Source organism: Aliiroseovarius crassostreae, assembly GCF_001307765.1.
Taxonomy (GTDB): domain Bacteria; phylum Pseudomonadota; class Alphaproteobacteria; order Rhodobacterales; family Rhodobacteraceae; genus Aliiroseovarius; species Aliiroseovarius crassostreae.
Genome location: NZ_LKBA01000007.1, coordinates 35,861 through 55,206, shown reverse-complemented (window position 1 = coordinate 55,206; position 19,346 = coordinate 35,861). Strand labels below are relative to the sequence as shown.

Below are 19,346 nucleotides of genomic sequence, written 5' to 3'. Positions count from 1 at the left end.
GCAAAAAGCCCATGTGTGTGGATACGTGCGCGACGCCAATATCAGCTTACCTTGGTGGCCGCTCGATAGCCTGCGGATGCAGCGAAAGACTGGACTCCGCTCTCAACTGGTAGAAGCCTCTTCCATAAACCTTTCCACTCTTCCGGTCCCGGCCTGATAATCCCCCAAACTGGCCTGATCACCTGGCTGTGCACTTTGACTGCCGGACGCCAATTCCTCAATCTCTTCACGCCGTTTCCCACCACTTTCGGGACTAGAAGCAGGAACATCCTTCGGCACCTCCAGCGCCCCAATCTTCGCCTCCAACGCCTTGATCTGCCCTTGCAGGCCGCGCATCTGGTCACCGGCCGAGGGATATGGCAGCTCTCCGCTCTGCTTGTCGAAGATCCGCTGAAAGAACCGGTCTTCATAGTATTTGATCCGCTTGGCGCGCACGGGCATTTGCGCGTCGACCACCAGAACAATGTCATCAAGATCCATGCGCCGCGCTTCATCTTCGGGCAGCAACGCGGTCTCTTCGGTCCGTTCAGACATACTGCGACCGGCGAAGGGGTTGCGACCGACTGAGCGCGAGCGGGTCACGACGCGCTTGGTGGTTTTGCCGACAGCCTTGCTGAGCTCTTCGATGGTCTTTTCGTCTGAGGGAGTCAGATAGAGCTTGATGCCCGCATTACCCTGCAAGGCACGGCGGGCGTTTTCACCGTAGATTTCATCTAGCGCCGGGATGGTCTGTGTGACGATCGCGAGGTTGGCCCGGTAAGACCGCAGGGTTTCGATGCTGTCGAGCACGATCGGCATTTTGCCCAGGCGGTTGAACTCATCGAGCATGATCATCACGGGCCAGGGTTCGTCCTTGCCGGGTTCATGGTCCTGCAGCGATGCCAGCAAGTCCGAGAAGAACAAGCGGATCAACGGCGCCAGCGGTTTCACCATCAGCGGTTCGACCACGAGATAAACCGAAAACGGCGACTTTCGGATGTCGCGGAAATCGAAGTCCGACGTTGCGGTCGCACGGTCGATGGCGGGGTTTGACCACTGCTTGAGGCCAGATGTCATCAAGAGCGACAGATAAGAGGTCAGCGTGTCGTTGTTGGTCGAGGCCATACGCATGAAGATCAGCTTGGCGGCTGGATTGACCACTTCATCGGCGCGGCGGCGATACTCCTTCTGCTTGTCCCCGCCTGATGCGGTGATGCGGTAAATCTCGCCCAGGGTGGGTCGCTTGCGCTCGAACGCTAAAAGCCCTGCCGCCACGAATAGATCGATACCGCCGTCGAGAAGCCCTTGAACGCGGTCGTTATCTGCTTGCAGAAACAGGGAGGCCAGGAGCTGCAGCTCCATCTGCTGGCGGTCGACGTTTTCCAGCGCCGATATTCGCAGCAAGGGATTGTAGCGGTGCGAGCGACCATCCTTCCAATCTGTTGGCGCGAACCGGAACACCTTGTCGCCCTGCGCGGCCCTGTGGCGCGCCGTCGCATCGAAGTTTTCGCCCTTCACGTCCAGCACAACCGCGCTACCCTGATAGGTCAGAAGGTTCGGGATCACGAACCCCGTCGTTTTGCCGCGCCCGGTCGGGGCGACGATCAGGGCATGAGGGAACACCTTAGACATCACGAAGGGTTTGCGACCCTTGGGCTTACCCATTTTGCCGAGAACAAAGCCGTGGCCGGGCTTGCCGAAGAAACCGTTTCGCTTCATCTCGGACATTTGCTGCCAGTGGGTTTCCCCAAATTTGGTCAGCGCATCGTTCATCAAGACCGCACTGAGTAAAACACCGGCGCACGTGCAGATCCCCACGATCAAGTGAACGATCTGCATATCGTCCGCATGCGTCGTTCGAAGAACCCCATAGCTGCGTGCTAGCATCAAGAAATCGATATCCGCCCCGACCCCGAACCAGCGGAACGTCAGAAAGGCCGACGCCAGAACATACCCCAGCACCGCGCCAAGAAGAGCAAAGCTCATGACACCGAGTGCGATCCGCGCCTTACCCATGCGTCACACCCTTTTCGCCGTCGGCATCGACATATCGCTCGCGTTGGAGGTCTATTTCCTCATTGGCGATCTCGTCGAGGACATGTTCCATCGCCACACTGTTTGCCAGAGCGGCATCGCTCTGCAGATAGGCCTTAGCCGCATAGAGCCGGTCCAGGCGGGCTTCGATATGTTCCTCCAGCGCGGTCTCATCGCCAATTGCCAAGTCCAGGGTATTTTCTTCACCGGCCAGATCCTCCAGCTCAGCACGAAAAGTCTCACGCTCCAGATCGCTGCGGAATGGATCTGCGGTTGGGTCGTCCCTCATACGGCTCAGGATTTCAGCAGTGGTCGGAGGCAGCCGGTCGATGATGGCTTCCTGCCGGTCGGTCTCCACCGTCCCACTGTCTTTGAGAACGTGCGTCTCGGCCAACACACGGCCCAGATCGCTGTGAACCTGGTCAAGACGGTCAATAGCTTTCTCGAGCTCATCAGCGCGTGACAAGTCAAAGCCGTCCTTCTCCGCAATCGCCTTCAAATCCTGTCCAAGCCATTGCCGCTCGAGCGCGGCATTGCCCGCGCCGATTTCAACGCGGCGCGTCACCTCTTGCACGTCAATGCCGGTGCCTTTCAAAGCCTGCTGAAGACGTTCGGTGAGCGCTGGATCCTGCAAAGCTCCTTGGGCCTCGACCCGTATGTTCGCAGCGGAATAGATCCCACTCTTGGACGCGTCTTCAAGCAAGGTGTGGGACTGCGTTCCCATTGGGCTCAGATGTGACAAAGAACGATAGATGTCGTTCAGCTCATGTTCGAGCGCCGCGCGCCGCTCTACAGGCGCGTCCGCCACAATGCGTTCAGCTTGGTTGATCTTGTCGTGAAAGGCATCCACGACCTCATCAAACGAATGCTGTTCTTCGGCCATGCCATATACCTTTCCATCTGCTTCTATCGGTTTGCCCTGCGCCAAAAGCATCGCGGCCTTGCCCAAGGCTGCTGCAATGTCATGCTGGTTCTCGCGCGAGGCTTCGGCCGCCAATCCGCGATAAAGCCGCGCGTTCTGCGCCACCTCAGCCAAGGCACGATCAAGCTCTGGCCCCACGCGCTCACGCTCGGCCAACCTCTGGCCCGTGGCTTCCGCGCGACGCTGTTCTATATCGCTTGGACCTTTCGTCGTGACCCCACGATCAAGCTTGCGGGTCGCCTCAAGCCGCAGCCCATGGCGGTCCGACACCTCCACCATCGCCTCGCGAAAACTGTCGTAGTTGAAGTGGTGCCCTTCTTTCAGAAAGAAGAATTCACCGTCCTTGCTGCGCCGGTTCAGAACGATGTGCGCGTGGGGGTGGTCCCGGTCCTCATGCACGGCCGCGATGTAGTCGAAGTGGCTGCCTTCGCCCTGAAAGAACCGCTCGCAAATCTCGCGCGTGATCTCAGTAACATCCTCGCCACGCGTGCCAATCGGGAAGGCCATCAAGAGGTGCGAGGTATGCCCCAGTTTGGGATGGAACCCCTCATTCCACTGCGCTGAAAACCGGCGCGTGACCTGCTCGATCTCTTTCACGGACAAGACGCTTTGGCCGTCATAGGTGCCACGGCTGTCGATGATGAAGCTCGACTTGGTGGTTAGATACTCCAGCTGGTTACGCAGCTGAGTTTTGTTGTGCGTTCCGCCGTCGCGAATGGCTTTGAAAATAGCGGGCGAATGCCCCATGGCGGCGCGCGCCATCTGCTTGGCACGCACACGCGGGACGTTGCCGCGAATGCGGCTCCAGTCGCGATCGAAAAAGGCCTCCTGCGCGGCGGCAACGGCGCTATTCCGGGCCATCGGCAATGCCTCCCAGTACGCGGGCAACCTCACCGGATAGCGCACTTCGGCGGCGCTGCGCCATGTCCTGAACTTGGTCTGCGATGTCGAAGATCAGCCCGGCCAAGGCGCGCACCTGATTATGGGCAGAATTGCCATAGGGCGGCGTCTTGCCCTGGCGCTTTGCCTCATTCAGGCGCTGCGCAATTTGGTTGATATTGTTGCCGGTGCGATTGAGTGAGGCCGATAGCCCCTGCATCTGGTTGGCCAGCTCATCGTCGGGGACGAAGAGATCGTTTGAGGCATGGATCAACCGCCGCAACCCGTCGGCGCGGCTGGCGATATCATGCCGCGTCAGCACGGCATCAAAGCGCGCAAGCTCCTTTGGCGTAAGCCGGACATTCACCAGCTCAGAGCGCACACGCGCATCAAGCTTGCGGCTTTGATCGCCCTTCAACGTGTAGAAGATGCTGCGGGGCGTGACGCCGAATTCACGGGCCAGATCCTCGATCGCCACCCCCTCGGCACGCTTGCGCACGATGGCAAAACGCTGGTTTTGCGTCAGTCGCTTGTGCCGTGGTGCGCGCGGTCGACCCATGTGAAGTAATCACCCCTATTTCTTGCCAGCATCATACAGGCAGCCCTGTTATGGCATTTCGCCATAATTGATTCAATATTATAATATTGCATCAACTGCCTGTATTCCGTTTGGAGCAGCGGCGCGCGCTGTCATTGGTGGACGATGGACACATGCATCAAAACACCATTATGTTCCCCGATGCGTACTGCTCAGCTTTTGTTTGGTCGGCGTGATTGACGAGGTTCACCGAACACAGCTGCAAGTGCTAAAAGACAAATACACAAGAGATTTCCGAAGTATGAGCATTTACGATTTTGTCAGTCAAAACCTTCTCGCGACATATGGGGCGGCTGTAGGAACTATCGCCTTAGCGCTGAATTTCATGCGATACCGTCACGCTGTCGCTGGGTCAAAAATCCGCCTTCAGATAGAAGTGTTAACAGAAAAGACCGAAGAAGCGTTTCAAGCACACCTAAATCCACCTGCAGCAGAGATAGAGCTCTTTAGCGCTCCGACGTCCTGCATCACCCATAAAGTAAAGGTCCGGAATATCGGCGGCGTGACCGCACATCTGCAAGACGTATGGGTTGAGACTCAGGATGGAAGAAAAAACGCCACAATGCCTTACGGCGGCAGTCAGCAGAATATTTATGGGGCGGTCTCTGAGCGCGGCAACGTTGAAATCGCTCCTCGCTCCTCTCATTCATTTTCTGTCTTCTCCACAAAAGAGGGTGGATACTTGGAAATCAAGAGCGCCCATGCAACCGATGAAACTGGCAAAAACTGGCGAACATCTCGCTTTAAGCGCCCCACTTAATTACGATTGTGCTGGATATTGACTTAGCAAAACGGCTGACGCGACCATCGGAAACCACATACCCGCTATTGACCCAGTGAACGCGGTTGCCCGCGTCCACTACTGCTTTGATGTCTTCCAAGGTCATCGCAACGCCTCCTCAAGGATTGCGAGAGCCCCAAGACAATCGTCGATATAGGGTTGCTCCTCACCCTCCAGATCGTTCAGCTCCAGCCGGTTCAACACCGCGTAAAGCGTGGCGCGGGCCTCACGGGCAGCGCTACGCAAGCTGACGGTGTCTTCCAGACGTGCCGTCGCAAAATCATCGCTGTGATAGTCAGGGGTCATCGGATTTCTCCCGCCTTGTGCTTCCAACGCGGAGCGATGTCTTTGAACAGCACCGTGAAGGGCGGCAGCGCGTCAAAGCCGTTCGAGCTTTTGACCACCTTCACCTTGGCGCAATCATCCTCGACGCTGAGGATCTCGACGCAGAACACGCCGCCCAAACCCGACGGAACAACGATCTCCTTCAGCTCGTGCCGATGCTTCCCGCAATAGACGCAGGTGCTATAGAGCCCGTCGATGATATGACCGCCGGTCGTGCGATCACAGTCGCAGGTCCAGAATTTCGGGGGCTGATATTTGTGAGCCATTTGTGGCCTCCTCTTGGCTGCTGCGGTTGGGGCTTGGCTCCCCTTCCGCCGATGGGCTGCACACCGGCCAATCTGATCTGACCGAATACGCATGTATTCGGCGGAACAGAGTGGGTGGGGGCACAGCCCGACCCACGGCCCCGGAGCGGCCAGTCAATGGGTCAAAGCCAGCAACTGGCGCGGCCCGCAGCGCGCCCCGCGCGAGGACACGGGTTGCAGGCTTTGACGACGCGCACGCGCGGCGCTTGCCCATTGACGGGACGCGAAAGGGATGTTGGGCGGACCAATCAAATTGAAAGAAGCCTGAAGGAGGTGAGCGGGCTGAAAGCCAGCCGATCCTCCGCACAGTCCGTTTCTCAGAGCGGCCCGTGCGCAGCAGCACGGGCCACAATTTCTCATTTCATCCCCCGAGGCCTACGCTCCGCCACGTGAGGCGGGGCGCAGGTGCTCAAAGCTCAATACCGGCTTTCAAGTTGCCGTCCGGATCCAGCCATTCGCGCGCCTCTGCGCAGTCCAAGCAAATACAGGTGCCACTGCCTGTCACGATGACCGGCGCAAGAAAGATCACCGGATTTGACGCGCCGCATTTGCGGCACGTCATCGGGGGCAGGATTGCGGGGCCGCTCATGCTGCGGCCGCTTTCGATTGACCTGCGGCTGCTAGGACAAAATCGGCTGCCTTCTGCGCCTCGGACGCCGCGCGAAAAATCGCCCGTTTGTCTTCTTTGAGCGCTTTCAACCACCCTTCAACATAGGCGGCGCTTTGACCGAATGCCGGCGCGACGCCAATCTGAGCACCAAGGAAGCAAGCGCCAATTTCCGCCACCAGCTCTTCAAAGGCATAGGCTTCGCGGTTCGCAAATTTCTTGATCCGCTCCAGCCGCTTTTCGCTGCCGGTCCAATGGATCACCTCATGGGCCAACGTCCCATAATAGCCTGCCGCATCGTGAAAGGTGGCAATCGGCGGCATGTGGATGTGATCTTTGGCGGGGCTGTAGTAGGCGCGCGGGTCGTCGCTGGTGAGGATCTCTGCCCCTGTTCGGTTGAAAAACGCCTCAAGCTCAGGATCTTCGGCCGTGCCAAGATCGCGCGGGGCCTCGGGCCGGATGTAGTACTCCTCCGGCAAACCTTCGATCTGATCCGCGTTAAACACGCGATAGGCGCGCGCATAGGGCAACTCCTCCTCGATGCCCAGCTCGTTCTCTCGGGTGAAAGTCCCGTATTTGACCACGGTGGACGACGTCTCACCTTTGCGGACCTGCCCGCCAAGCTCCTGCGCCTGTTTGTAGGTCATCCAGCGGCTCGAAACATAGCCATGCTTGGCCGCCATGACCCAGAGCATCAGGATATTAATCCCGCGATACTCCTCGCCATTGTGTCGGGTCGGCAGGGCAATGCCGGACGCGCTCCCTGTCCACGGCTTGCGCCATGGCGGCGTGCCCGCCTCGATCTCTGCAATAATGGTGTCGGTGACATGCGCATAAACATCAAACTTCGGTGCCATTTGTGGCCTCCTCGATCAAAGTGACGCGGGTGAGGCTTAGTGCCCCTTTCCGCCGATGGGCTGCGCCTCAGCCACCTGATCTGACCGAATACGCATGTATTCGGCGGAACAGAGTGGGAGAGGGCAAAGCCCGACCCATGGCCCTGAACGGGGCTGTCAATCGGCCACATTTGCGAAGAAAATGTCTGCGCCAAAATCAGACGCCAATTTGACCCGCGAGGAATGGCTCGCCCGCGAGACAGGGGAAATTGGTGGCTGATTTTGGGGATGGACTAAGGTTGACCGCCACGGTCAGGGATGTTGGGCGGACCAAAGAAAAGGAATGATGTCTGGATTGGGGTGAGCGGGCCAACGGCCCGTTGAGCCCCGGTGCAGACACAATCACCCACAAAAACACACAACCAGAAAGTGAAGCGTTTATACGCTACTCCGTAATTTGGATGGTAAACGACCGAAATTACGCATAAATTGCCTGCAACAATCTTGAGCAGTTGAGGGCAAATCCTTTGAATCAGAACCACGATAAACTTGTCGGCCTCATTTGGAGCATCGCCAATAAACTTCGCGGCCCTTACCGCCCCCCACAGTATCGTCGTGTCATGCTGCCCATGACGGTGCTGCGCCGCATGGATCTGGTTCTCGCTCCAAACAAAGACAAAGTGCTCGCACAGTACGAAAAGCTGCAGGCCCAGGGCCACAGTGAAGACGCGATCCACAAGATCCTCGGCAAGACCGCAACCGATGACCGGGAGCAACCGCTCTACAACGTCAGCAAATATGACTTTGAAAAGTTGCTCGGTGATCCGAATAACATCGCGCGCAACCTAGTTACCTACATCGAAGGCTTCTCCCCCAAGGCCAAGGACATCTTCTCAAAGTTCGGCTTCGACGCCGAGATCGAGAAGCTCGACAACGCCAACCGTCTGTTCATGGTGATCCAAGAGTTCGCCAAACCCGAAGTTGACCTGCACCCCGACCGCGTCAGCAACCTGCAGATGGGCTACGTTTTCGAGGAGCTGGTTCGTAAGTTCAACGAACAGGCCAACGAAGAAGCCGGGGATCACTTCACCCCGCGCGAGGTCATCCGCCTGATGGCCCACCTCATGTATACCGAGGATGAAGACGTCTACACGCCCGGCATCGCCCGCACGATCTATGACCCGACCTGCGGGACCGGCGGTATGCTTTCGGTGTCAGAGGAATACATCCGCGAGCAGAACCCACAGGCCAACCTGATCCTCTACGGCCAAGAATACAACGCGGAGTCCTACGCGATCTGTTGTTCTGACCTGCTCATCAAGGATGAACCGATCGACAACATCCACTTCGGTGACACGCTTGGTGACGGGAAATCTGAGGACGGACACCCAGACAAGAAATTTCACTACATGATGGCCAACCCGCCCTTCGGTGTGGAATGGAAAACCCAGCAATCCATCGTGCAGAAGGAGGCCGACGCGCTTGGCTTTTCGGGCCGCTTTGGCGCGGGCACGCCGCGCATCAATGACGGCGCGCTCTTGTTCCTTCAAACCATGATCAGCAAGATGCGCCCCAGCCCCGAGATCGGCGGCGACGGCTCCAAGATCGCAATCGTCTTCAACGGCTCCCCCCTCTTCACGGGCGACGCCGGTTCGGGCGAAAGCAATATCCGCCGCTGGATCATCGAGAACGACTGGCTCGACGCGATCATCGCGTTGCCGGATCAGATGTTCTACAACACCGGAATTTTCACCTACATCTGGATTGTCTCGAACCGCAAACGGCCCGAGCGGCGCGGTAAGGTGCAGCTGATCGACGGCACCAAGCATTTCATGAAGATGCGCAAGAGCCTGGGTAACAAGCGCAATGAGCTTGGCGATGGCGAAGATGGCAAGCCAGACCATATCGGCGAGATCACCCGCCTTTATGCCGCCTTCAAACACGATGACACCTCGAGCGTCATCATCGACGGCGAAACCAAAGAGCGGATTTGTTCCAAGATCTTCGACAACCGCGATTTCGGGTATCTCAAGATCACGGTCGAACGCCCGCTCAAACTGAACTTCCAAGCCAGTGCGGAACGCATCGCACGGCTGGCGGGCGAAACCGCCTTTGCCAAGCTGTCCGAAAGCAAGAAGCGCAAGGACAGTGCCGCCATCGCGGCGGAGGAAGAGGCAGGCAAGGTTTTACAGGCCCAGATCATTGCTGTGCTGGAGGGCATGCCAAATACGCTGGTCAAGAACCGTGCTGACTTCACCAAAACGCTGAACGTCGCGTTCAAATCTGCGGGCATCAAGCTCGAAGCGCCGATCCGCAAGGCGATCCTTAGCGCGCTGTCGGAACGGGATGAGACCGCCGACACCTGCACCGACGCCAAAGGCAACCCCGAGCCGGATACCGAGCTGCGCGATACCGAACTGGTGCCGCTGCCCAAGGATATCGAGCTGCCCATGCTGAACGCGGGTGAAGGCGAGCTGACCGATGATCAGCTGCCCGATCTCGTGCACGAACACGTCGAGGCCTATCTGGCCGCCGAGGTGCATCCGCATGTGCCTGACGCCTGGGTCGATCACAAGAAAACCAAGATGGGCTACGAAATCCCCCTCAACCGGCATTTCTATGTCTACGAACCGCCACGCAAGCTCGAGAAGATCGAAAAAGATATCGAGGATGTCACTCGCGACATCATGGAGATGCTAAAGGGTATCACCGCATGAGCTACGCCCCTTATCCGACATACAAGGACAGCGGCGTCCCGTGGCTTGGGCAAGTGCCTGAGGGATGGGAGCCCAAAAAGATCAAGTATCTGGTCAACTACATCGGCAGTGGCAAGACACCACGTGGCGGAGCCGAAATCTACACCGACGATGGCATCATGATTTTGAGAAGCCAGAACGTCTATGACGATGGTCTACGCCTTAAAGACGTTGCTTACGTCACGCCCGAGGTCGAAGCACAGCAAATCAACACGCGAGTGCAGCCTGCCGATGTGCTTTTGAACATCACTGGGGCCTCAATTGGCCGTAGCTCGATCGTTCCTGACGATCTGCCAACAGCGAATGTAAATCAGCACGTTTGCATTTTTCGGCCCCAAAGAACCAAAATCGTCCCAGAGTTTCTGCACGCCTTCTTCTGTTCCTCGATTGGCAAAGAGCAAGTCACCTCCAATGAAAATGGGACATCTCGGGAGGGCCTAAACTTTCAGCAAGCTGGAAACCTTCATCTCGTTCTACCACCTATCGAAGAACAAACCGCCATCGCGGATTTTTTGGATAAGAAGACGACCGAGATTGATGATCTGATCGCCAAGAAGGAAGAGCTTCTGCGCCTTCTGGCCGAACAACGCACCGCGCTGATCACCCACGCCGTCACCAAAGGCCTCAACCCCAACGCACCCATGAAACCCAGCGGCATCGATTGGCTTGATGAGATGCCGCAACATTGGATCAACCCGAGAATTCAGCACGTCGTTCAACTAAGGAGCGGTGAAGCAATCACCTCGGGGAGCATTGCGGACGCGGGCGACTTTCCAGTGTATGGGGGCAACGGGTTTCGTGGGTATTCCGACAGATATACTCACAAAGGCGATTTCGTCTTGGTGGGGAGGCAAGGTGCTCTGTGCGGAAACGTCAATTATGCCTCGGGCAAATTTTGGGCCTCTGAACATGCATTAGTTGCCAACCCACTGCGTGAATTCGTCGTCGATTGGATGGGCGAGCTATTGCGAGCCATGAACTTGAACCAATACTCAGTTTCTGCTGCTCAGCCGGGGCTATCCGTCGACAATATTGCAAAACTTCGCATCCCGCTTCCGCCGATTGAGGAACAAAGAGAAATCGCTACACACATCAAGCGAGAGACATTGGAAATTTCCAATGTGGAAAAGGCTGCAGAAAAGGCTATCAAGAAGCTTAGAGAGTATCGCACTGCCCTGATCACCAACGCTGTGACCGGAAAGATCAAGGTTGCGTAGCGATGCCAATAAACGCCGATGGCTATTTCAATCACTTGAAGACATTCCTCGACACTCGTGAAAGCGTTGGGAAAAGCAACATTCCGCACTACGGTCAGTTGTGCCGAGCGAAAGAACGCGAGGGGCTTGAAGCCAACGAGTTTGTATTGGCCGATACGGACGAGACAACCAAGGAACGCCTAAAAGCCAAGCTGACGTTTTCGGGCCGTGTTCTTGGGCTGCGCCTCGATGCCTGCAAGAACCCACTTTTCCATTTCCTCGATGACGACGGCAAACGCCCTTGGATGCGCAAATGCGACTTTGTCTTGTTTCAGGCGCATGCAAACCGGCTGAAGGCCTATTGCATCGAGTTCAAGAAGGCGCGGACGTTCATCCCAGCCTCCGACGTCATGCTTCAGCTGCACAAGCTGATCGCAGCCTATTCCAACAAGGATGCTCAATTGGAGGTGTCCAAGTACGTTTTCACGGACTGCCAAAACCCTGGACCCGATTTGGACCCGGAAGGCAAATACTTGAAGGATTACCCCGACATTCGCCACTACCTGTTCAGTGACGTTGATGGAATGGCGCTCGAAGATTTGGAAAACGACACGCAAAAAGTTATCGTATAGATTGTAAGTTATGAGCAAACATACCGAAATCCGTTTTGAAGATGCCATCACCGAAAGCCTGACCACGACGGGCGGATATGCCTTGGGCGATCCTTACGGCTTTGACGCCGAGCGCGGGTTGTTCCCTGATGACGTCATTTCTTTCATCAAGGCGACACAGGCCAAACGCTGGGCCAGCCTGCAGGAGTTCCACGGCGACCGCGCCAAGAGCACCCTGCTGGACTCGCTCTGCAAGGAGCTGTCGGGCAAGGGCTCGCTGCATGTGCTGCGCCACGGGTTCAAGTGTTTCGGCAAGACGTGGAAGCTGGCCTATTTTGCGCCAGCCTCTGGCATGAACCCCGACGCGCTGGCTGATTATGCCGCCAACCACCTGACCGCCACGCGGCAGGTGCATTTCGACCCCAAGCAAAAGGGCCTGTCGCTCGATCTGGTGCTGTCGGTTAACGGCCTGCCCATCGTGACGATGGAGCTGAAAAACCAGATGTCCGGCCAGACGGTCGAACACGCCAAGAAGCAGTACAAGTTTGACCGCGATCCAACCTGCCCGATTTTCCGTTTCAAGGAACGGACGCTGGTTCATTTTGCCGTCGATACCGATCTGGCCTCGATGACCACGCGGCTGAGCGGATCAAAGACGGTGTTCTTGCCGTTCAACAAAGGGCATGGGCACGGCGCGGGTAATCCGCCGGATGAGGACAACTACCGCACGGCCTATTTGTGGGAAGAGGTGCTGACCAAGGATAGCCTGATGGATATCCTGGCCCGCTTTCTTCATCTGGAGGTCAAGGAAACCAAGGTCGTGACTGCGCGCGGGATCAAGACATCGCGCAAGGAAACGATGATCTTCCCGCGATATCATCAGCTGGACGTCGTGCGTGGCCTCGTTGCCGATGCCAAAGCCAAGGGTCCGAGCCACAATTACTTAGTCCAGCATTCGGCTGGTTCCGGCAAGTCCAACTCGATCGCTTGGCTGGCGCACCGCTTGTCGAGCCTGCATGATGACAATGACCAGAAGGTGTTCAGCACGGTGGTGGTCATCACAGACCGGCGCGTGCTGGATCAACAGCTGCAAGATACGATCTATCAGTTCGAGCATAAGCAAGGCGTGGTCGAGAAGATCGACGAGAACACTCAGCAGCTAGCGAAGGCGCTGTCAGGCGGTGTGCCGATCGTAATCACCACGATCCAGAAGTTCCCTTTCATCGCGCAGGCATTGGACACGCTGTCCAAAAAGGGCGAAGGTGTTCAGATCGATACGTCTGGCAAGAGCTTTGCCGTTATCGTGGACGAAGCGCACAGTTCCCAAAGTGGCGAGACAGCCATGGAACTGCGAAAGGTACTGAACCGAGAGGGCATTGCGGCAACCATCGCCGAACAGATCATCGATGACGAAGAGGAGCAGAATCTTTCGGACGAGGCGAAGGAAGCCCTGTTCCAAGAGATGCTCAAACGCCCACGCCAGAAGAACATCAGCTTTTTCGCTTTCACCGCGACGCCTAAATTTAAGACGCTGGCTGTGTTCAATGAGCCGGGACCGAACGGGAAGCCCCCATTCCACCACTACTCCATGAGACAAGCCATCGAAGAAGGCTTCATCATGGATGTGCTCAAGAATTACACGACCTACAAAGCCTACTACGGGCTCATCAAGTCAATCGAAGACGACCCTGAAGTGCCGCGCAAGAAGGCCGCCAAGCAGCTCGCGCGGTTCATGAACCTGCACCCGCACAATATTGCGCAAAAGGTGGAAGTCATCATCGAGCACTTCCGCCATCATACGCGGCATAAGATTGGTGGCCGCGCCAAAGCGATGGTGGTCACCGGATCGCGCTTACATGCTGTTCGCTACAAATTGGCTTTCGACAAATATGTCAAAGACAAAGGCTACGGCGACATCAAGGCGCTGGTGGCGTTTTCCGGTTCGGTGAAGGATCCGGACTTCCCCGACAAGGAATACACTGAAGTTGGGATGAACAAGGGCATCAAAGAAAGCGAATTGCCCGAGAAGTTCGGCACGGAGGAATACCAGGTGCTGCTTGTGGCCGACAAATATCAGACCGGTTTCGACCAGCCTTTGCTTCACACCATGTATGTCGACAAGCGCTTGTCAGGCATTCAGGCGGTCCAAACGCTGTCTCGCCTCAACCGACGGACAGCGGGCAAGGAAGACACTTTCGTCTTGGATTTCGTCAACGAACGCGACGAGATTTTCCAATCATTTAAAGATTATTACGAAACCACCGACGCGGGAGAAGCGCCGGATCCGCACCAACTTTACGAATTACAGCACTCTATCGAAGAATGGCGTATTTTTGGCAGCGATGAAGTTGATCAGGTTTGTGAAATCTGGTTCAAGAATCGCAAAGAACCGACTGCTTCCGACCATCGCAACATGAATGCTTTGATCGACTTGGCCGTTGAACGCTTTGCGGCTCTGGAAGATGCCGACCGCGAGCTACTGCGTGGCAAACTCACCAGTTTCCGAAACCTTTATGCTTTCTTGTCCCAGGTCGTACCATATCAGGATTCAGACCAAGAGAAGCTCTACACCTACCTTCGTCTCCTTATCCCTAAACTGCCGAAACGCGCCGAGGACGATCCATTCCAACTCGGCGACGAGGTAGAGCTGCAATACTACCGCCTGCAGAAAATCAGCGAAGGTGGCATCGACCTTTCACAAGGTGAAGCTGAACCATTGAAAGGGCCAACGGAAGTAGGATCAGGGGTTTCTAAAGATGAAGCTGTCCAGCTTAGTTTGCTGGTCGACACGTTGAATGAGCGGTTTGGAACCGAATTCGACAAGGCTGATGAGTTGTTCTTCGATCAAGTGGTTGAGGTCGCAACAGGTAAAGAAAAGCTACGTGAAGCCGCGCGGGCAAACACGCTGGACAATTTTTCCTTGGTTTTCAACTCCATGCTTGAAGGCATGTTCATTGAACGCATGGAAGGCAATGAAGAGATCTTTGCCAAATTAATGAACGATGATCGGTTTCGGGAGGCTGCTGCGAACGGCCTAGTGAAACGAGTTTATGATTCAATCGTCGGCAAGGAGGAAACCTCAGCGGACTGAACGCCGCCGACCGCATTATTGGAGTTAGTTAGCCGATGTTCCGCGTTGATTTGAACAAAAACCGTTTGTCCCGCCTGTCCCAAAAGCGCTTTTCTGAGTTGAACCTGCGCGAGCGCGACCATCTGCAGGAGTGGCTGGCCAACCAGCCTGACGCCCTCGGTGAAGAATTGCTGATCATTCAGAAGGAGTTCGACGGGTTTGATGAAACCCGTGAACGCCTGGATCTCTTGGCGCTCGACAAGGACGGCAACCTCGTGGTGATCGAGAACAAGCTTGATGATAGCGGGAGAGATGTGACGTGGCAGGCGCTGAAGTACACCGCCTACGTCTCGGGCCTGACCAAGACGCAGATCGTCGACATCTATCAGCAATACCTCGACCGCTATGCGGGTGGTGGCAATGCGGCTGTGGGGATCTGCGAGTTTATGGAAGTTGAAGAGCTGGAAGAGACCGTCCTAAACCCAGGCAATGACCAAAGGATGATCTTCATCGCAGCCAATTTTCGGCGCGAGGTGACAGCAACGGTCCTATGGCTCCTCAGCCGCGGAATTCGCGCGCAGTGCTTCAAGGTGACACCATACGCGTTTGGCGATGAGCTGATGGTCGATATTCAGCAGATTATACCGACGCCGGAAGCGGCGGACTTCATGATCGGGATGTCGAGCAAAGAAAACGAAGAGAAAGCCATCCAAGACACACAGAAGAAGCGGCATAAGCTGCGTTTAGACTTCTGGGAAGCGGCCCTTGAACAGCTGCGTGTCGACGGCGTTACACTTTACCAGAACATCAGCCCGACCAAGGATCATTGGCTCAGCGCAGGGTCTGGGACTAGGTCTTGCCCCTATCAGATGATCTTCTCGCGAGATGAAGCGAGGGTCGAGATAAGCTTGCAGCGCTCTGAAACCGCCGAGAATAAATGGTTGTTCGATCAGCTCTATAGTCAAAAAGATGCCATCGAAGCAGCTTTTGGGGCCGAACTCGATTGGCGGCGCATGGACGATAAGAAGGCAAGCCGCATCGTCTACGCTCAACCTTTTGAAGGCTTCAACAGAGAAGCGTGGCCCGAGATGATTGGTTGGCTTGCAGCTCATATCCAAAAACTGGAAGCGGCTTTCAGCGAACCGCTAGCGCGCCTGAATCGGCAGGTTCGATCGCAAGATGAAGCGACCTAGCTGACAAGCTTGTTTTCGCCGAGGAAGGCCAGGGCGGCGAATCCGCCCTGGCGCTAAGGTCACTCAGCGACCGGATCTTCATCGCGGCGCGGGAAGGCGACCATTTCGACATCGGGAAACATGCTGTGTTTGACGTTGATCGACGTGATGTTGCCGCCGTCGTCGGTGTTGACGAAGAGGACGCCGCACCGATCCCAGAAGTTCTTGCCGTCTTTTTCGCCGGATTTGACGTTCAGTTTCAGAGTTTGAGTAGCCATTTTTTGATCCTCACTTTGAGTGTTTCGATGAACATGACCAAAGCTGGCACCAAGGGCCTGTCAGCGAGAAACTTGCCTCGCGAGGAATGCGCTGGCGCAGGGGAATTTTCTTGTTGAAGCGGGGCCTGCACCGCGTCTGACACGGCTGCCCGCTTATGTTCAGCAGTCGGAAACACGGCGTTGAGTATCTGGGATTGGCAATCAATCTCCGTGAACCGCCCCGGATTTGCCGGAGACTGTTGAGTTCGTATTTCAAGCTGCGATTTTGTCTGACTTCAAGGCTTGTTCGTATTTCTCCTCTGCTTCGATTGGTGTGATGTAGCCGAGAGGCTCAAGCAGGCGCTCTTTGTTGAACCAATCGACCCATTGCAGGGTTTCCCATTCGACCTGATCCTTGGATTTCCAAGGCCCCAGTCGATTGATGACTTCGGTCTTGAACAGGCCGATGATCGTCTCGGCCAGTGCATTATCATAGCTGTCACCGACGCTGCCGACGGAGGGTTCCAGCCCTGCGTCTGCGAGGCGCTCTGTGTACTTGATCGATACGTATTGGGCGGATTCAACCGGTCGTCGCAACACCTCATTGATGGAGTTGTGGATGACAAAAACAGGCAGACGAAAGTCCGAACGTTCGACCCGGGACAAATTGAACTCTCCAGGAAGGCCGCCAGTGTGGCAGCGTGAGAATCTATGTCGGTTCTGGCGGGCGGTTGCAGAGGGGTTATCCAGTGAGGATGCCGCCGTTGCAGCTGGTGTCTCTGCTCCTGTCGGAACCCGTTGGTTTAGGAGTTCTGGTGGAATGCCTCCCACACATCTTGCGCCATCGGCGTCCATACCAAAGAGCCGTAGCCTTTCCTTCGCAGAACGTGAGGAAATAGCTTTGGAGTGTGCGAGAGGCGCAGGTGTCCGTGCCATCGCTAGGAAGCTTAAGAGATCACCCAGCACGATTTCCCGAGAGATCAGGCGTAACTCGGCAACTCGGGGTGGAGATTTCGACTATCGCGCGATTAATGCACAATGGCATGCTGACCGTGCGGCGAAGCGGCCAAAAGCGAGTAAGCTCACGCTCAATCCCGCCTTGCGAGACTATGTGCAAGATCGGCTCTCCGGCCGCATCGCCACACCAGACGGCATCGTGCATCATGGTCCTTTTGTGGTATGGAAAGGGCGGCGGGCCATTCACCGGCAAAACCGTCGCTGGTCGTCTGCCTGGAGCCCTGAACAGATCGCGCAGCGGCTGAAGGTGGACTTTCCCGAGGATCCGACGATGCGCATCAGCCACGAAGCTATTTATCAAGCTCTCTACATTCAGGGTCGCGGCGCGCTAAAACGAGAGCTCTCAGCGTGTCTACGGTCCGGCCGTGCTCTCAGATTGCCGCGCGAACGCGGACGCAATCGTGGCAAATCCTTCCTCACTGACGCGTTGATGATCAGCGACCGCCCAGCGGAGATCAGCGACAGAGCGGTTCCTGGCCATTGGGAGGGAGACCTCATTCTCGGCCTTGGCAGCTCTGCGATCGGCACTCTGGTCGAACGCACGACCCGCTTCACCATGCTCCTACACCTGCCACGCATGAAGGGACACGGTACAGGCAAACCAGTCAAGAACGGACCAGCTCTCGCTGGTCACGGTGCCGAAGCCGTGCGCGATGCCATCACCGAGACGATCAGTAGCCTGCCTGCTCAATTGCGGCGCTCGCTGACCTGGGATCAAGGTGCGGAGATGGCCCAACACGCGCAGCTGCGGATTGATACAGGTCTCGAGATCTACTTCTGCGATCCTCAAAGCCCATGGCAGCGTGGCAGTAATGAGAACACTAACGGTTTGCTCCGCCAGTACTTCCCAAAGGGCACTGATCTCAGCAAGCATGATGTTGACGAGTTAAGCGCCGTTGCCAACGCCCTGAACACGCGCCCTCGCAAAACACTCGGTTGGCAAACACCAGCAGAGGCTCTCGACCGGCTGCTCAAAAAGGATATGATCGAAGGTGTTGCGACGACCGGTTGAATCCGCCTTGAGACCCGCGATCTGAATGATGGATTAGGTTCTCAGTAGGCCTGCGCGCATGGATTGCTTGCTCAAGAGCATCCAGGACAAACTGCGTGTCCTGCGTTGTCGATGCCTTCCAGCCCACGATCCGGTTCGCGAAGGTGTCGATCACGAAGGCCACGTAGACGAACCCGCGCCAGGTGGAAACAAACGTAAAATCCGATACCCACAGCTCGTTCGGCATGGAGGCTCGGAACTGGCGATTGACTTTGTCCAGCGGGCATTGGTCCGCAGGCTGTCCCTGGGTGGTTTTGACCTTCTTGCCGCGCCGGACGCCTTGAATGCCAAGCTGGCGCATCAATCGCTCGACGGTGCAGCGGGCGATATCAATCTTCTCACGCTTCATCGCGTGCCAAAGCTTCCGCGCGCCGTAGACGGAACGGTTCTTCTCCCAAACGTCCTTCATCTCCTTGCAAAAATACGCATCCCGCTTGGCCCGATCTGAAGCTCGGCTGGGGTCACGTTCGATGGCAAGGCGCTCATAGAACGTCGAAGGGGCAATCTGGAGAACTCTACAGATCGGCTCGACCCCATGCGCCCCGCGATGATCTTTGATGAAGGCAATCATTTGCGGAATGGGCGGTCGAGCTCCGCCTGTGCAAAATAAGCAGACGCCTTTTTGAGAATCTCGTTCGCCTGACGCAATTGCCGGTTCTCGCGCTCAAGCTCCTTGATGCGATCCCGCTCGGCAGTCGTCATACCGTCACGTTTGCCGGTATCTGTTTCATGCTGCTTGACCCAAATCCGCAGGCTGTCCCTGCTGCACCCAACCTTCTGAGAGATCGACAAGATTGCCGCCGATCTGCTCGCGTATTCTTCCTCGTGATCCAAGACCATCCGCACCGCTCGCGCGCGCAGTTCCTCTGGATAGCGTGTTCCGTTCTTCGTCTTTCCCATGACCCAGTATCCTTACTTCAGGGTCTCCGG

General features: G+C 56.4%; 15 protein-coding genes, 2 pseudogenes and 1 other annotated feature. Of the genes and pseudogenes, 7 read left to right on the top strand and 10 right to left on the bottom strand.

Features of this window, described 5'->3' with window-relative positions; genetic code table 11:
• Positions 1-102: 102 nt before the first annotated feature.
• From AKJ29_RS10460 to AKJ29_RS10450, 3 genes are read right to left on the bottom strand one after another with little or no spacing between them, the layout of a single operon-like run.
• The gene (locus tag AKJ29_RS10460) at positions 103-1,995 is read right to left on the bottom strand and encodes a type IV secretory system conjugative DNA transfer family protein (protein WP_055190665.1); all 1,893 of its coding nucleotides are present in this window, start codon (positions 1,993-1,995) and stop codon (positions 103-105) included.
• Positions 1,988-3,796, bottom strand: coding sequence for a relaxase/mobilization nuclease domain-containing protein (locus tag AKJ29_RS10455; protein WP_055190663.1), 1,809 nt, complete (start codon positions 3,794-3,796; stop codon positions 1,988-1,990). Before AKJ29_RS10455 ends, AKJ29_RS10460 begins: the two co-directional genes overlap by 8 nt.
• Entirely contained in the window at positions 3,783-4,373 is a 591-nt protein-coding gene (locus AKJ29_RS10450; protein WP_055190661.1) for a helix-turn-helix domain-containing protein, read from the bottom strand. The genes AKJ29_RS10455 and AKJ29_RS10450 overlap by 14 nt, the downstream gene beginning before the upstream one ends.
• 211 nt (positions 4,374-4,584) lie before the next feature.
• On the opposite strand from AKJ29_RS10450, the gene AKJ29_RS10445 reads away from it, so the two are divergent.
• Positions 4,585-5,172, top strand: a complete 588-nt coding sequence (locus tag AKJ29_RS10445; RefSeq protein WP_235477423.1) for a hypothetical protein — start codon at positions 4,585-4,587, stop codon at positions 5,170-5,172.
• A gap of 123 nt (positions 5,173-5,295) precedes the next feature.
• Here AKJ29_RS10445 and AKJ29_RS10440 read toward each other — a convergent pair whose 3' ends face one another.
• From AKJ29_RS10440 to AKJ29_RS10425, 4 genes are all read right to left on the bottom strand, one after another.
• The gene (locus AKJ29_RS10440; RefSeq protein ID WP_055190657.1) at positions 5,296-5,499 is read right to left on the bottom strand and encodes a hypothetical protein; all 204 of its coding nucleotides are present in this window, start codon (positions 5,497-5,499) and stop codon (positions 5,296-5,298) included.
• Positions 5,496-5,804: a hypothetical protein gene (locus tag AKJ29_RS10435; protein ID WP_055190655.1), complete on the bottom strand. Its 309-nt coding sequence runs from the start codon at positions 5,802-5,804 to the stop codon at positions 5,496-5,498. Before AKJ29_RS10435 ends, AKJ29_RS10440 begins: the two co-directional genes overlap by 4 nt.
• Positions 5,805-6,252: 448 nt before the next feature.
• A complete protein-coding gene (locus tag AKJ29_RS10430; protein ID WP_055190653.1) occupies positions 6,253-6,432 on the bottom strand; it encodes a hypothetical protein in 180 nt (59 codons plus the stop codon).
• Positions 6,429-7,307 (bottom strand): ArdC family protein, encoded by an 879-nt coding sequence (locus tag AKJ29_RS10425; protein WP_055190651.1) that lies wholly within the window; start codon positions 7,305-7,307, stop codon positions 6,429-6,431. The genes AKJ29_RS10430 and AKJ29_RS10425 overlap by 4 nt, the downstream gene beginning before the upstream one ends.
• 491 nt (positions 7,308-7,798) lie before the next feature.
• Between AKJ29_RS10425 and AKJ29_RS10420 the strand changes: the two genes are divergently transcribed.
• From AKJ29_RS10420 to AKJ29_RS10400, 5 genes are read left to right on the top strand one after another with little or no spacing between them, the layout of a single operon-like run.
• Positions 7,799-10,003, top strand: a complete 2,205-nt coding sequence (locus AKJ29_RS10420; RefSeq protein WP_314732200.1) for a type I restriction-modification system subunit M — start codon at positions 7,799-7,801, stop codon at positions 10,001-10,003.
• Entirely contained in the window at positions 10,000-11,259 is a 1,260-nt protein-coding gene (locus AKJ29_RS10415) for a restriction endonuclease subunit S (protein WP_055190647.1), read from the top strand. The genes AKJ29_RS10420 and AKJ29_RS10415 overlap by 4 nt, the downstream gene beginning before the upstream one ends.
• 2 nt (positions 11,260-11,261) lie before the next feature.
• Positions 11,262-11,870, top strand: coding sequence for a hypothetical protein (locus AKJ29_RS10410; RefSeq protein WP_055190645.1), 609 nt, complete (start codon positions 11,262-11,264; stop codon positions 11,868-11,870).
• Between the two features lie 10 nt (positions 11,871-11,880).
• Positions 11,881-14,940: a type I restriction endonuclease subunit R gene (locus AKJ29_RS10405; protein WP_055190643.1), complete on the top strand. Its 3,060-nt coding sequence runs from the start codon at positions 11,881-11,883 to the stop codon at positions 14,938-14,940.
• Between the two features lie 35 nt (positions 14,941-14,975).
• The gene (locus AKJ29_RS10400; RefSeq protein WP_055190641.1) at positions 14,976-16,112 is read left to right on the top strand and encodes a DUF4268 domain-containing protein; all 1,137 of its coding nucleotides are present in this window, start codon (positions 14,976-14,978) and stop codon (positions 16,110-16,112) included.
• A 59-nt stretch (positions 16,113-16,171) separates the two neighbouring features.
• Here AKJ29_RS10400 and AKJ29_RS10395 read toward each other — a convergent pair whose 3' ends face one another.
• Together AKJ29_RS10395 and AKJ29_RS10390 are read right to left on the bottom strand one after the other, a co-directional pair.
• The gene (locus AKJ29_RS10395; protein WP_055190639.1) at positions 16,172-16,369 is read right to left on the bottom strand and encodes a hypothetical protein; all 198 of its coding nucleotides are present in this window, start codon (positions 16,367-16,369) and stop codon (positions 16,172-16,174) included.
• Between the two features lie 252 nt (positions 16,370-16,621).
• Positions 16,622-16,924 (bottom strand): annotated as a pseudogene (locus tag AKJ29_RS10390) (integrase core domain-containing protein); the annotation flags it as partial.
• Between the two features lie 43 nt (positions 16,925-16,967).
• Here AKJ29_RS10390 and AKJ29_RS10385 point away from each other — a divergent pair.
• Positions 16,968-18,377 carry an IS30 family transposase gene (locus AKJ29_RS10385; protein ID WP_074963704.1) on the top strand — a complete coding sequence of 470 codons (1,410 nt, stop codon included), beginning with the start codon at positions 16,968-16,970 and terminating at the stop codon, positions 18,375-18,377.
• A gap of 7 nt (positions 18,378-18,384) precedes the next feature.
• Here AKJ29_RS10385 and AKJ29_RS20045 read toward each other — a convergent pair.
• Positions 18,385-19,316, bottom strand: a pseudogene (locus AKJ29_RS20045) (IS3 family transposase); the annotation flags it as partial.
• Positions 18,913-19,029 (bottom strand) — a sequence feature (AL1L pseudoknot). Its footprint overlaps the pseudogene before it by 117 nt.
• Positions 19,317-19,346: the final 30 nt, after the last annotated feature.